General features: G+C 69.1%; 13 protein-coding genes, 15 tRNA genes and 1 pseudogene. 22 read left to right on the forward strand and 7 right to left on the reverse strand.

The genetic code is table 11. The features are described from left to right. The first annotated feature begins 57 nt into the window (after positions 1 to 57). The 17 genes from AC1WTP_RS26805 (at position 58) to AC1WTP_RS26885 (ending at position 3,322) form a co-directional block, all read left to right on the forward strand. Positions 58 to 129: transfer RNA gene (locus tag AC1WTP_RS26805), tRNA-Gln, on the forward strand. 5 nt (positions 130 to 134) lie between these two features. Further along, positions 135 to 215 (forward strand) — tRNA-Leu (locus AC1WTP_RS26810). Between the two features lies 1 nt (position 216). Beyond that, a tRNA-Thr gene (locus tag AC1WTP_RS26815) sits at positions 217 to 293 on the forward strand. A 2-nt stretch (positions 294 to 295) separates the two neighbouring features. Further along, a tRNA-Asn gene (locus AC1WTP_RS26820) sits at positions 296 to 366 on the forward strand. 10 nt (positions 367 to 376) lie between these two features. Further along, positions 377 to 449 (forward strand) — tRNA-Leu (locus AC1WTP_RS26825). 96 nt (positions 450 to 545) lie between these two features. After that, positions 546 to 622 (forward strand) — tRNA-Val (locus AC1WTP_RS26830). A gap of 1 nt (position 623) precedes the next feature. Further along, positions 624 to 697: transfer RNA gene (locus tag AC1WTP_RS26835), tRNA-Arg, on the forward strand. Between the two features lie 73 nt (positions 698 to 770). Beyond that, positions 771 to 846: transfer RNA gene (locus tag AC1WTP_RS26840), tRNA-Val, on the forward strand. Position 847: 1 nt separating this feature from the next. After that, positions 848 to 921, forward strand: a tRNA-Pro gene (locus tag AC1WTP_RS26845). Between the two features lie 4 nt (positions 922 to 925). After that, positions 926 to 1,012, forward strand: a tRNA-Ser gene (locus tag AC1WTP_RS26850). Position 1,013: 1 nt separating this feature from the next. Next, positions 1,014 to 1,085: transfer RNA gene (locus AC1WTP_RS26855), tRNA-Lys, on the forward strand. Between the two features lie 81 nt (positions 1,086 to 1,166). Beyond that, positions 1,167 to 1,244, forward strand: a tRNA-OTHER gene (locus tag AC1WTP_RS26860). Positions 1,245 to 1,300: 56 nt separating this feature from the next. Then, positions 1,301 to 1,372: transfer RNA gene (locus AC1WTP_RS26865), tRNA-Val, on the forward strand. A gap of 76 nt (positions 1,373 to 1,448) precedes the next feature. Next, the gene (locus AC1WTP_RS26870) at positions 1,449 to 2,288 is read left to right on the forward strand and encodes a helix-turn-helix domain-containing protein (protein WP_481652041.1); all 840 of its coding nucleotides are present in this window, start codon (positions 1,449 to 1,451) and stop codon (positions 2,286 to 2,288) included. Positions 2,289 to 2,354: 66 nt separating this feature from the next. After that, positions 2,355 to 2,936 carry a dihydrofolate reductase family protein gene (locus tag AC1WTP_RS26875; RefSeq protein ID WP_481652042.1) on the forward strand — a complete coding sequence of 194 codons (582 nt, stop codon included), beginning with the start codon at positions 2,355 to 2,357 and terminating at the stop codon, positions 2,934 to 2,936. A gap of 161 nt (positions 2,937 to 3,097) precedes the next feature. After that, positions 3,098 to 3,171: transfer RNA gene (locus AC1WTP_RS26880), tRNA-Asn, on the forward strand. Positions 3,172 to 3,250: 79 nt separating this feature from the next. Continuing rightward, positions 3,251 to 3,322, forward strand: a tRNA-Val gene (locus AC1WTP_RS26885). Here AC1WTP_RS26885 and AC1WTP_RS26890 read toward each other — a convergent pair. From AC1WTP_RS26890 to AC1WTP_RS26900, 3 genes are all read right to left on the reverse strand, one after another. Continuing rightward, the gene (locus tag AC1WTP_RS26890) at positions 3,304 to 3,537 is read right to left on the reverse strand and encodes a dihydrofolate reductase family protein (RefSeq protein WP_481652054.1); all 234 of its coding nucleotides are present in this window, start codon (positions 3,535 to 3,537) and stop codon (positions 3,304 to 3,306) included. The genes AC1WTP_RS26885 and AC1WTP_RS26890 overlap by 19 nt on opposite strands. Positions 3,538 to 3,723: 186 nt before the next feature. Further along, entirely contained in the window at positions 3,724 to 4,158 is a 435-nt protein-coding gene (locus tag AC1WTP_RS26895) for a nucleoside deaminase (protein ID WP_481652043.1), read from the reverse strand. Next, positions 4,155 to 4,949, reverse strand: a complete 795-nt coding sequence (locus tag AC1WTP_RS26900) for an LLM class flavin-dependent oxidoreductase (protein ID WP_481652044.1) — start codon at positions 4,947 to 4,949, stop codon at positions 4,155 to 4,157. Before AC1WTP_RS26900 ends, AC1WTP_RS26895 begins: the two co-directional genes overlap by 4 nt. Positions 4,950 to 5,042: 93 nt before the next feature. Here AC1WTP_RS26900 and AC1WTP_RS26905 point away from each other — a divergent pair, with 93 nt between their 5' ends. Both AC1WTP_RS26905 and AC1WTP_RS26910 read left to right on the forward strand, forming a co-directional pair. Beyond that, complete coding sequence (locus AC1WTP_RS26905) at positions 5,043 to 5,489, forward strand: Lrp/AsnC family transcriptional regulator (protein ID WP_481652045.1); 447 nt, start codon at positions 5,043 to 5,045, stop codon at positions 5,487 to 5,489. A 331-nt stretch (positions 5,490 to 5,820) separates the two neighbouring features. Beyond that, the gene (locus AC1WTP_RS26910; RefSeq protein ID WP_481652046.1) at positions 5,821 to 6,429 is read left to right on the forward strand and encodes a class I SAM-dependent methyltransferase; all 609 of its coding nucleotides are present in this window, start codon (positions 5,821 to 5,823) and stop codon (positions 6,427 to 6,429) included. Positions 6,430 to 6,812: 383 nt separating this feature from the next. On the opposite strand, the gene AC1WTP_RS26915 is transcribed toward AC1WTP_RS26910, so the two are convergent. Then, positions 6,813 to 7,607 carry an SDR family oxidoreductase gene (locus tag AC1WTP_RS26915; protein ID WP_481652047.1) on the reverse strand — a complete coding sequence of 265 codons (795 nt, stop codon included), beginning with the start codon at positions 7,605 to 7,607 and terminating at the stop codon, positions 6,813 to 6,815. A gap of 81 nt (positions 7,608 to 7,688) precedes the next feature. Between AC1WTP_RS26915 and AC1WTP_RS26920 the strand changes: the two genes are divergently transcribed. Continuing rightward, positions 7,689 to 8,192 (forward strand): RrF2 family transcriptional regulator, encoded by a 504-nt coding sequence (locus tag AC1WTP_RS26920; protein ID WP_481652048.1) that lies wholly within the window; start codon positions 7,689 to 7,691, stop codon positions 8,190 to 8,192. Between the two features lie 41 nt (positions 8,193 to 8,233). Here the strand turns inward: AC1WTP_RS26920 and AC1WTP_RS26925 are convergent, their stop codons facing one another. Further along, a complete protein-coding gene (locus AC1WTP_RS26925) occupies positions 8,234 to 8,959 on the reverse strand; it encodes a TetR/AcrR family transcriptional regulator (protein ID WP_481652049.1) in 726 nt (241 codons plus the stop codon). A 24-nt stretch (positions 8,960 to 8,983) separates the two neighbouring features. On the opposite strand from AC1WTP_RS26925, the gene AC1WTP_RS26930 reads away from it, so the two are divergent. Continuing rightward, positions 8,984 to 10,114, forward strand: a complete 1,131-nt coding sequence (locus AC1WTP_RS26930) for an FAD-dependent oxidoreductase (protein ID WP_481652050.1) — start codon at positions 8,984 to 8,986, stop codon at positions 10,112 to 10,114. 199 nt (positions 10,115 to 10,313) lie between these two features. On the opposite strand, the gene AC1WTP_RS26935 is transcribed toward AC1WTP_RS26930, so the two are convergent. After that, the gene (locus tag AC1WTP_RS26935; protein WP_481652051.1) at positions 10,314 to 10,907 is read right to left on the reverse strand and encodes a TetR/AcrR family transcriptional regulator; all 594 of its coding nucleotides are present in this window, start codon (positions 10,905 to 10,907) and stop codon (positions 10,314 to 10,316) included. A gap of 195 nt (positions 10,908 to 11,102) precedes the next feature. Here AC1WTP_RS26935 and AC1WTP_RS26940 point away from each other — a divergent pair, with 195 nt between their 5' ends. Then, entirely contained in the window at positions 11,103 to 11,726 is a 624-nt protein-coding gene (locus tag AC1WTP_RS26940) for a hypothetical protein (RefSeq protein WP_481652052.1), read from the forward strand. Positions 11,727 to 11,864: 138 nt separating this feature from the next. Here the strand turns inward: AC1WTP_RS26940 and AC1WTP_RS26945 are convergent. Continuing rightward, a pseudogene (locus tag AC1WTP_RS26945) lies at positions 11,865 to 12,044 on the reverse strand (hypothetical protein); the annotation flags it as partial. Positions 12,045 to 12,178: the final 134 nt, after the last annotated feature.

Below are 12,178 nucleotides of genomic sequence, written 5' to 3' on the forward strand. Positions count from 1 at the left end.
GTCGAGCATGGTGCAACGCTGATCGCCGGCCGGCGAGACCGCGGCTCGCCGGCCCCTTGCGGGCTGGTGTAACCGGCAGCACATCTGGCTCTGAACCAGGCAGTGGGAGTTCGAATCTTCCGCCCGCAGCTCATGCCCTCGTGGCCCAACCTTGGTAGAGGTGCCAGGTCGAGGTCCTGGTCATCGTGCAGGTTCGAATCCTGTCGAGGGCACCAAGCCGGCGTAGCTCAGCAGGCCGGAGCAGCGCTCTTGTACAGCGAGGGTCGCCGGTCCGATTCCGGCCGCCGGCTCCACGCGCCGTCGCTCGTCAGGCCGAGCAGCGTCCTGTTAAGGCGCAGGTGGTTGGTTCGAGGCCAACCGGCGGCTCGCAGATCATGCCCGACTAGCCCGGTGGAGGAGGCGCTCGGTTCAGGTCCGAGAGGTGCGGGGTTCGAATCCCCGGTCGGGTACTCACGGGTCGAGCACAGGTGTGCGGCGGAGCTTTGCAAGCCTCGCCTGCCCGGATCGATACCGGGTCGACCCACGAATCGTGTCCCGTCCGCCATGTCGTCGTGGCCGAGTTGGTTGAGGCACCTCACTGACAAGGGGGACATCGTGGGTTCAACGCCCGCCGACGACACCATGCCCCTGTGGCGCAGCTGGAGAGCGCGCGACGCTACGAACGTCGAGGCCGCAGGTTCGAGTCCTGCCGGGGGTGCGGGAGGAGCGCGAAGAGCGGTGGCCACGCCGATCACCACCGCCCCTGTCCCTGGGCGGCGCGCACCTCGCTTCGGGATGTGGCGCAGTGGTAGCGCGCCGGTCTGACGTGACCGGAGGTGGCTGGCATGACTCCAGCCGCCCTGACCAACGGGTACTAGCTCAGCTTGGGAGAGCGCCGCGTTCGGGACGCGGAGGCCGGGGGTTCAAGTCCCTCGTACCCGACGATGGAGGGTTCCGGCCCGTGGGGGCCAGCCGGCTTCGAAAGCCGGAGGCAGGTGCGAGCCTGGGCGTTCGACTCGTCAACCTTCCGCCATGCCTCCGTAGCTCAGAGGAAGAGCAACCGGCTCTTAACCGGTGGGTCGGGATTTCGAAATTCCCCGGGGGCACTTTGCGGCACGTGCGCCGGATGCGCTTCGCGCTCTTCTAGGCCGTGTGCGCCAGGTTCGGTTCCTGGTGCCGCACCTGTTGTCCCGCTGGCTCAGCGGATGGAGCACCGCCCTTCCCAAAGGCCGCGGGTGTCGCTGGTTCGAGTCCAGCGCGGGACGCATCACGTGCGCTCATGAGCCGGAGATCGCATGGTTCACATGCCGCCCCCGCTTCCGCCCCGGTAGCTCAGCGGGAGAGCGTCGGCTCGACAAGCCGAAGGTTGCTGGTTCGACACCGGCTCGGGGCACACAGACGCGCGTTCAGGGCTCTTCACCATGCAAAGTGTCTTCGGTGACGCCGATGGCGTCTGCGATGCTGTGGGCGTGGAGTACGTGTCCAGAGTGCCGCGACCGCCGCTGGACGGGCTGATCGACGACCTTTACTACCTGGAGGGTGCGCCGCCGTACGCCCGGCTGACGCTGCCGCCGATGCCGTCGGCGTTGCTCATCGTCAACCTCGGGGCGCCGTTCCGCATCCGCGCCGGCACCGACATCGAGACGGCCGAGTACGCCGACGGCTGCGTGGTCACCATGCCCACCCGCGCGTTGGAGTTCGGCTACCCACTCCGGACCCGGTCCGTCGGCGTGCACTTCAAGCCGTGGGGGCTGGCGCCGTTCCTGCCGATGCCTGCGGCCGAGCTGTGTGACCGGCCGGTGACGGTAGAGCAGGTTTGGGGCCGGCCCGCCATTGCCGAGCTGCGAGACCGGCTGGCCAGGGCGGGCGGACCGCACGAGATGCTGACGCTGCTCGAGGAGGAGCTGATGCGACGGCTGTGCGAGACTGCCGGCCTGGGGCTGGTCCGCCATACGAGCAGCGTCATCGCGGCGACCAGCGGGGCGGTGGCGATCGGCGACCTGAGCGTGGCAGCCGGTGTCAGCAGCACTCATCTGGCCCAGCGGTTCAAGGAGCTCATCGGCGTCACGCCGAAGCGGCTGGCCCGCACCTACCGCTTCGCCGCCACCGTGTTCGCGATCAACCCCGCCGGACCGATCGACTGGGGCGACCTCGCCGGTGGCGCAGGCTACTTCGACCAAGCCCACTTCGGCCACGAGTTCCGGGCGTTCACCGGGCTCACGCCGACCCGGTACGTCGAAGTCCGGCGGCGGTTCCTGCGCGAACATCCCGGCCACGTGCTGGACAGCTGGCCGCTGCCGGCCGATTGATTTCTTACAAGAGCGACAGCTCACTACACGCTAATTTGGGGGCACCCCAAGGCAGAGGAGAGCCCCGTGGGCAAGGTGGTCATGTACAGCTCGGTGTCGGTGGACGGCTTCGTCGCGGACGAGAACAACCAGCCCGGACCGCTGTTCGACTGGTTGTCCAGCGGTGACGTCCCGTTGGACGAGAGCGGCGAGTTGAAGGTGTCGCAGACGTCCTACGACTACACCCGGCCGTACTGGGACCAGATCGGGGTGACAGTCGTCGGCCGCCACGTCTTCGACATGACGGACGGCTGGGACGGGAAGCCTCCGGGCGGGATCGACCACGTCGTCGTCGTGACCCACCGGGGCAGGCCCGAGGGCTGGCACCCCGAGGCGCCGTTCCACTTCGTCGACGGCGTCGAGGCAGCCGTGGCCAAGGCGCAGGAGCTTGCGGGTGACCGCATGGTCGAGGTCGCCGCTGGCGACGTCGGCGGCCAGGTGCTTGCCGCGGGCCTGATCGACGAGGTGCGCATGGACGTCGTACCCGTCGTGTTCGGGTCCGGCAAGCGCTACTTCGGGTCGGTCCACGCGCAGCACCTGTTGGAGGATCCTGACGTGGTGATTCAGGGCAACCGGGTGCTTCACCTGCGCTACCGGGTGCGCCGTTGACCGGTCTGAGCGGGTACGCGAAGAAGTCCACTGCGAACGGTGACACAAGATCGGGCCTCCGGCTGCGTTTGCCATCGCTGTCCCTGGCCGGGCAGCCGACGCCGATCCGCCCCGTCACCTCACCTGCGGCAAGCGGGTTCGAGTCCCGCACGCGCGACCATTCCGGCGTCGCCCAATCGGTAGGGCAGCGGACTGTTGATCCGCACAGGTGCTGGTTCGAGTCCAGCCGCCGGAGCGATGGAGAGGCCAACGATCATGGAAGCGGCGCAGGGGCGTGAGCCTCCTCGTGGTCCGATCCCATCCTCTCCGCGCATGCCCGGGTAGCTCAGGGGAAGAGCGTCGCTCTTACAAAGCGAGGGTCGGGAGTTCAAATCTCTCCGCGGGCACTGGACCTTTCCGACTCATCGCGGGCGCGGCCGTAGCGCTCGTAGATCACACGGGAGCCGAACGTCCTGGTCTGGACCAGGTCCAGCCGAACGTCTTCGGTGACCGGCGGCAGGAAGGGCGTGCCGCCACCGACGACGACCGGACAGCGGAACATGCGCAGCTCGTCGACGAGACCGAGCTCGATCGCTGCCGCGGCCAAGCCGGCGCCGCCGATCGTACGCCGGTTCGATTCCGGTCACGGCCTCGATGCCATCCACTGTGGGGTGAGGCGCAGGCGGACGCGGGTCCAGCTGCTGCTCATAACGGCGGCCTGCTCGGTTCGACGCCGAGGCCTGCGACCGGTCTACCGGTGCTCTCACCGCAGGCTTCCGACGGCGTCGCCGGTGAGGTTTGCCGTCTTTCAGGAGCGGTAGTAGGCGTCGATGGGGACGCGTGCCTCGTCGAACAGGGCTGGGCCGTCGTGGGCCACGGTCGGCCAGGCGCCGGAGGCCGGGTTGAGCTCGATGAGCTGCTCGGTGGCCAGAGCGTAGACGACCCGGCCGAGTCCGGAGCGGATGATGCCGCCCGCGCACATGCCGCACGGCTGGCAGCTCGTGTACATGGTGGTGCGTGCGGCCGTGTCGGGGTCGAGTTCGCGGGCCGCCCAGCGGGCGAGCTTCAGTTCCGGGTGGGCGCTGATGTCGTTGTCGCGCCGTACCGTGTTGTGCGCTTCGATGAGAATCGTGCCGTCCGGGCCGGCCAGCAGGGAGCCGTAGGGTGCGTCACCCAGGGTGATGGCGTGCGTCGCGATGGCGATGGCACGCCGTAGAAGCTCCTCGTCGGCACTGGTGATCACGATGGTGTCCTCCTTCGGTGGGTGGCCAGGGCGGTCAACGCCTGCCAGGCTGCTTCGGGCCTGCGGGTATCTTCGGGATCTCCGTGATACGGGTCGAGCACGACGGCTTCGGCGCCGAGCTGGCGAAGCTGGTCGAGGTCGTCGAGGATCTGCTCGATGGTGCCGACGCCGGCCAGCCGCTCGGGGTCGTCGACCGGTGTGGTGGTCAGTTTCAGGGCGATGCGGGGCGCGAAGGCGGACAGCGAGTGCTTCGCCACGGCCGCACGCAGCCAGGGAAGCGTGACCCGCAGCGGGTGCCAGGCGTCGCCGAATCGGGCGGCGCGCCGGATCGCCACGTCGCTGTTGCCGCCGACCCAGATGGGCACCGAGACGGTCTCCCGCAGGGTGGCCAGGTAGTCGTCGGTCAGCTTGCCGCGCTCGGTGAACGGCACGCCGAGCGCGTCGAACTCCTGACGGGCCCAGCCCACGCCCACCCCGAGCACGAACCGGCCGCCGCTGAGCTGGTCGAGGTTGGCGGCCATGCGCGCCACCAGCAGCGGGTGCCGGTAGGGCAGCACGAGCACGGTTGTGCCCAGCCGCAGCCTGGTGGTGACGCCCGCCAGCCAGGACAGTGTGGTGAACGGCTCGTAGAACGGCTCCGGATACCGCTGCGCCACGTCCGGGGTGACGGCCACGTGATCGGAGACCATGAGGAGGTCGAAGCCGAGCCCCTCCACGATCCGCGCCCACTCGCGCAGCACTGCGGGATCGGTGCCGGGCCCGAAGTTCGGCACATTGACGCCCAGTTGCATGATCCAAGGCTATCCCGGCGATCAAGGAGCGTGGAACAAGCTTCCCCCGGCGCTCGCGGCATTCCGCCGGGAAAACGCCGGTAAGATCGCGACATGGCCGTGAATCTTGACGACGTCGACTGGGCGATCATCGGCCAGTTGCAGCAGGACGGGCGGATCTCCCTCAGCGAGTTGGGGCGGCGGGTGAGCCTCAGCTCGTCGGCCACCACGGAACGGGTGCGGCACCTGGAGGCGCAGGGCGTCATCTCCGGCTACCGCGCGGTGGTTGACCTGGCCAGGGTCGGCTACCCGGTGCTCGCCGTCGTCCGGTTGAAATACCCGGGCAACCACCACCAGCCGTTGCACCGCCTGCTCGCCGAGCGCCGGGAGATCCTGGAGTGCCTGCGCACCACCGGCGACGACTGCTACACCCTGAAGGTGGCCGCGACCTCCATGGGGCACCTCGAGGCGCTCATCGACGAGCTGGCCGGTTTCGGCAGCACGACCACCAGCGTCGTCTACAGCCAGACCCTGCCCTACCGCGGGCCCGACCGACCCTGACCGCAAAACGCGCCGGCGGGCAGCGGTAGGCACGCGAGGTGCGCCGAGGGATCGCCGTCCCGCCGGCCGCGCGCAACGACGCCCCGGTGATCGCGTCGGGCAGGGCAGAGCCGCTGTGCGCGTCCGCGACAACGGGCCGGGGCCGGGCGGCGGCCACGGCCTGGCCGGCATGCGGGAGAGGGCGGCCGCGGTCGGCGGCAAGGTCACCACGGGCGTCGTGCGCTGCTGATCGGCACGCCCGAGGGCACGACCGCGTCGCCTGAGCTGACGCCGTTAGCCAGGGCCCCGCCGGGAACATGGATCCAACGGCGGAAGCTCATATAGTCGCTCGGTGAACAGGGAACAGGTCCGGCAGGCATACGCGTCCGTCGCAGAGCTCTACATCGGGCTGTTCGGTTCGAGCCAGCAGGTACACGCCGACGACCTCGCCTTCATCGGGCGACATCTGGCGGGCCGGCCTGGCACGGTACTCGATCTGGGCTGCGGGCCTGGCCACATCACCGATTACCTTCGCTCGCTGGGCGTCGACGCAACGGGAATCGACATGGTTCCCGAGTTCATCGCCCATGCGCGGGCAGCCCACCCGAGCGGTAGCTACCAACTCGGGTCGATGGAAGATCTCGCCGTTGCCGACCACTCCATCGCCGGCATCCTGGCCTGGGGCTCGTTGATCCATCTGCCACCGCAAGAGCTCGACGGCGTGCTCGCCGAGTTCCGGCGAGTCATCGCCCCGGCCGGAACGTTGGTGCTCGGTCTCTTCGTAGGTGACGAGGTCGCCGCCTTCGACCACAAAGTCGTGACAGCGTATCGCTGGCCCGTCGACGAGATCTCCGAGCGATTGACGCGAGCCGGCTTCACGGAGGTTGAGCGCCTGCAGCGGCCCAGCGAGGGCACTCATCGACCGCACGCCGCGATCGCGGCAACCGCAACCGACGGGTGAGCTGCGACGTGGGCGTGAGCGGGACCGACGCCGCGCGCCACCTGCTTCAACCCGGGCACGACGACGAGATCTGGACCCATCTCGTACCGGTTCCCTCTCGGCCACGGCATCCGGCTGTACGAGATCGGGTGGGACCGGTGACGGCCGCCGGCGGGGATAGCGTTCCCCGTGGAGTACGTGTCCCGGGTTCCGCAACCGCCGCTGGACCAGCTGGTCGACGACCTCTACTACCTTGAGGGCGCCCCGCCGTACGCGCGATCAAAGCTGCCCCCCATGCCGTCCGCGGTACTGATCCTCAATCTCGGCGATCGTTTTCGTGGGCGGTTCGGGGGCGCAGTTGATGGAGTTCGCTGACGCCTTTGTCCGGCTCGGGACGTGCCCGATCAGCTCGACGCTGGCCGGGGTCCCGCGAGTGATCCGTCGGGTGCGTGGCCCTGTCGCTGCCCCGCGAGCCATTGGTCGAAAGTGGTCGGCGTGATGCGGGCCCCTTCGCCGGGCAGGAGCACGGTGCCCGCCATCGAAGAGTCAAAGATGGCCGACCACGTCGGCACGAGCTTCACGGTGTGCCCGCGCGCATCGTTGGTGCGTCGCGCCATGTCGACGAGGTCCTGCGGCTCCGGGCCGGCGACGTCGGCGTAGCGGCCTTGCGGCTCGCCCACCGCGATCTCGGCGAGGACGTCGGCGACGTCCTGCGGCGCGATCGGCTGCACGAGCAGCGGCGCGATCGTGGCTACGCCGTCCCGCTCGGTCCAACCGGCGACCATCGCGGCGAAGTCGTGGAACTGCGTGGCCGGGACGATCGTCCACGGCAGCGGACCGGCGGCCACCAGGCGCTCCTGCTCGCGTTTGCCTGCGTAGTGTGCGTTGCCCTCGACGCGATCGACCCCGACGATCGAGAGCAGAACGTGATGCCGGACGCCGGCCCGCTCCCCGGCGGCGAGCAGGTTCCGGGTGGCGGTGCCGAAGTACGCCACCGTTTCCGCGTGACCGGCAGCCGGCGCGCTGGTGGCGTCGACGACCGCGTCGACGCCGGTGAGAGCGCGGTCGAGCCCGTCGCCGGTTGACAGGTCCACGCCCAGCGAGCGGCTGATGCGTACGACGTCGTGCCCATCCCGTTCGAGGGCGGCGACGGTGAGCGCGCCGATGTTCCCGGTCGCCCCGGCGACTGCGATCCGCATGACGATCTTCCTCTCTCCAGCAACCGAGCTGACCGTATCTCGGACTAAGTAGATACGCAATATCCGCGATATGCTGACGCTGTGAAGTTGCCTGTAGGCACCGAATGGCTGTTGCACTGCGCCACGACACTGGCGCAGCTCGACCCGAACGCCACCGCATCGGCGGCACAGCTCGCGCTGTACTACGACCTTCCGGCGGCCTATCTCGCCAAGCAGCTACAGGCGCTCGTCAAGGCCGGCGTGCTGATCGCGACGACAGGTCCGCGCGGCGGGTTCCGGCTCGCGCAACCGGCATCCGAGATCACACTGCTGCGGATCGTGGAGGCGGTCGACGGCACGTCCCCGCCGTATGAATGCCGCGAGATCCGCCAACAAGGACGAGGAGCGCTCCCCGCCGACGAGTGCCAGAACACCTGCGTCCTCGCCCAGAAGATGGCCGAGGCTCACGATGCGTGGCGGCGCAGCCTCGCCGGCGTCTCACTCGCCGACATCATCGCCACGCTGCCCCCGACGGCACCGGCCCGCACCCGATCCCGCCTCGCGTCCACGATCGGCTCCAAGCAAACCACTACGCCACCGTCCTAGGGTTCCCGTTCACCGCCGACCACTGGCCCGCGAGCAGTAGGTCACGTGCGGGGATGGCTGGTGATGCCGTCCAGGATGGTGATCAGGTTGTGGTTGAAGGTTTCCTCGGCGTTGAGGTGGGCGCCGTCGATGACGAGCCGGGCGACGGTGGGATATCGGCCGGTTTCGAGCATGCGTGTCAGGTAGGGCCCGAGGGCGGCCTGCCAGGCGGTCACGTCGGTGCCGGTGGAACGGGCGGTGCGTCGCTCGGTGACCTCTCTGCGGAGCGCTCCGATGATGAAGGCGTTGAGGGCGCCCAAGGCCCGCTGGAGGTCGTCGATGCCGCGCACGCCGGGGGCCTGGCTGAGCGCCGCCGCGGTCGATTCGCCCACGGCGAGCGCGTGAGGTCCCAGGTGTGGCCTTCCGCCGAGCAGGTCGACGAACCACTCATGGTCAAGAGCGGCATCGCGGGTCCGGTGAACGATGGCCAGTACCGTGGCGCGCCACTCGGAGTGCTGGCCGGCCTCGGCGATCTGGGCATAGACGGCGTCGACCATCAGATCCAGCAGTTCGTCTCTGTTGAGCACGTAGTCGTAGAGCCGCATCGGGCCGACACCGAGTTCTTTGGCGAGCTTGCGTACCGATAGCCCGTCGAGGCCGTGTGCGTCGGCGAGCCGGATGGCCGTGGCGGCGATCTTCGCGCGGCTCAGCGGCACCGGCGCCGCCCGCGGCTGAGGCTCGGGCCGTTCCCAGACGGGCAGCGGTGGGCTACCGTACGGCGTATCCATAAGATACAGCGTACGGTAACGGAGATGATGATGCGAATCGCGATCGCCGGTGGTGGCCTCGGCGGCCTGACGCTGGCCCGAATCCTGCATCGGCACGGCATCGACGCGGTGGTGTACGAACGCGAGGCAAGCCGATCCGCGCGATCACAGGGCGGATCGCTCGACCTGCACCCGGAGTCCGGGCAGCAGGCCCTGGCCGAGGCCGGCCTCGCCGGCCGGTTCCGGTCCGAGGCGCGACCGGAGGGCGAGGAACATCGCATCCTCGATTCGGCCGGACGCACCCTCGTGCACCACACGCCAGATCCCGGCTCATTCTCCGGACGCCCTGAGATCGATCGGAGCGTACTGCGTGATCTTCTGCTCGATTCGCTCCCGGGCGACGCGGTTGCGTGGCGGCACCGGCTCGTCGCGGCGACGCCACGACCCGACGGGGGCTTCGGGCTGACGTTCGATGGCGGCCACAGCGCCGACTGCGACATCCTCATCGGCGCGGACGGCGCACGCTCGGTCGTCCGCTCGCTGCTCACCGACGCGGCACTGTCCCACGTGGCCACCCTGGTAGAGCTGAGCATCAGCGACGCCGACCGGCGCCACCCGGATCTCGCCGAGCTGGTCGGCCCCGGAAACCTGTGGTGCGTCGGCGTGAACCAGATCCTTGCAGCGCAACGCCTCGGCGACGGCAGCATCCGGGTCGGGATCTCCCTACGCGCGGAGGATCGCCAGATAGACACCTACCGCAGCAAGCGCGCTCTGCTGGACATGTTCGACGGCTGGGCTCCCAGCCTCACCGCACTCATCGAGGCCGGCGACGGCCCGCCGACCCCACGCAGGATCGAGGCGATGCCCACCGGTACCCGCTGGGCCCACCAGCCGGGCATCACCCTCATCGGTGACGCCGCGCACCTCATGCCGCCGGTCGGCGAGGGCGCCAACCAGGCCATGCTCGACGCCGCCGAACTCGCCGGCGAACTCGCCGCCAACCCCGCCGACCCGGACTCGGCGATCCGGGCGTACGAGGAGGCGATGTTCGCCAGAACTCACCCGATCGCCGAAATGTCCGCACGAGTCCAGGCGATGATGCTGTCCCCAACCGCAGCGGACGACATCACCCGCTTCTTCACGGCGCAGCCCACCGAGCCGGCAGCCGTAGATTGAGCACGCGCTGAACAGCCAGCCTCGCCCTTGCGGGACTCCCCTGCCCCGGAAGATCAGATAGCCGCTCCACCAGGCTGCGGGCGCTGGGAGGCGTCTGCGGAATGCGCGCCACGGACGGCAGGAAGCAGAAGCGGCGGGCAGCACGGCGGTCCCCTTCGACGGCCTACGGTTCGGCGCGCGCGAGCAGGCGGACCGCAGCTCAGGATGGCTGGCGTGCGGCGTGGGTCCGGATGAGTCCCTCGACGCCGCGGAGGAAGGTTTCGCAGATCAGTACCCGGTCGAGAAGGCAGCCGGCCGCCATGGCGCCATCGCGGAGCATGACGAAGTGCTGCGCGGCGGGCTCGGCCTCGGCTTCCTGGATCCTCGCCATCAACGTGTTGATCGTGTCGAGGAACCACTGTCGATGCGCGAGGACGGCTTGGTGCACGGGGTGGTCGGGATCGGGATACTCAGCCACGGCGTTCAGGAAGGCGCAGCCGCGAAAGCCGGCGGACCGGATGTCCTGGGCGATCGACTCTGCGATGGCCCGGAGGGCGTCAGGCGCCGGTAGGCGGGCGGTGACGGCGTCCACTGGGCCGCGGATGGCTTGATCGGCCGCCTGCAGATAAGCGAGGACGAGGTCCTCCCTTCCCGGAAAGTGCCGATAGAAAGTGGCCCGGGTCACCTTCGCCTCGGTAATGATCCGATCGACGCTGACCGAATGGATTCCCTCGCTGTAGAAAATCCTGGTCGCGGTGACAAGGAGCCGTTGTCGCGCCTCGGACGGTCGGGTGCCACTGTCGCCACGTGCCATGCGCCCATCGTAGTGATAGAACGTTCGGTCTTGCCCTTCCCGGCCCGTCGGGCTGCGGCCAGTCCTTGCGGTCGCTCGGGGGCCCGCGCTCGGCGCGAGTCAGTGGCGGGCGGGTAGTGGGTAGAACGTTCTGTCTTGACATGACCGCGTGGGAGTCGTCATCATTTGCTGAACAGAACGTTCGTTCTTCCGGGGGTGGGGTTCCGGCCGCGCGCGCCGCTGGTCGCGGTTCTCCCTCAGGAATCCACCGAGAGGATCCCCATGACCACCGTTACCGCACCCGGCATCTCGACGACGGCGTCCGCCCTTCGCCGGCTGTACTTCGTCCGCTTCGCGTTCGCCATCGTCTGGGCCCTCGTGATGTTCCCGATCGCCAAGCACCTCGGCCCGCTCACCGTGACGCTGCTCGTGCTCTACCCGCTGTTCGACGTGGCCGCCGCCGTCATCGACGCCCGCACGTCGCGCGCCACCGGATCGCCCACCCTGCTGTACGTGAACGTCGCGGTCAGCACGCTCGCCGCGGTCGGCCTGGCCATCGCCGGCGCGTCCGGCATCCCGGCGGTCCTGCGCGTGTGGGGCGCCTGGGCGGTCGTGGCCGGGCTGGTTCAGCTGATCGTGGCGGTCCCCCGCCGCAGGATGGGTGGCCAGTGGCCGATGATCATCAGCGGCGGCCTCTCCGTACTCGCCGGCGGGTCGTTCATCGCCGCAGCCTCCGCGGAGAACCCGGTGCTGACCAACGCGATCGGCTACGCCATCCCCGGCGCCATCTTCTTTCTCATCTCGGCCATCCGCCTCGGCCGCGCCGCGAAGGCAAACTGACAGACATGGAAAACGCTCCGCGTGAGTGGTCGTCTGCGCCGGGCATCCCTCGTTTCCTGTAGGTACGGGGCCAGCGCCGGACCGGACCCGAACTCGTCGTCGCGAGATGCAAAGTGGTCCGACGTCAAGGACGTGCCGCTACAAGCGCGATCCCTGGCTTGTTCCACCGCGGCGCACGAGCGGTGCGCGGTCACCCTGGAGGGCGGCCGTCAACTGATCCAAGCCCAGCGAACCCAGCTCCAGCGCCTGACGATGGAATGCGCGCCGCTCGCCGGGGAAGGACGAGCGGCCTGCCAACCACACGCGCTCACCCACCTTGTCCCGCCCCGGGTTTGATGGAGACATCGAAACCTGGGAGGAACACCAGCGATGCCTGCACCGAAGAAGTACAACGATGAGCTGCGTGAGCGTGCGACTCGATTGGCGGTCGAGGCCCGTCGGGATCCGGTGTC

The sequence above is a fragment of the Micromonospora sp. R311 genome, assembly GCF_056780015.1.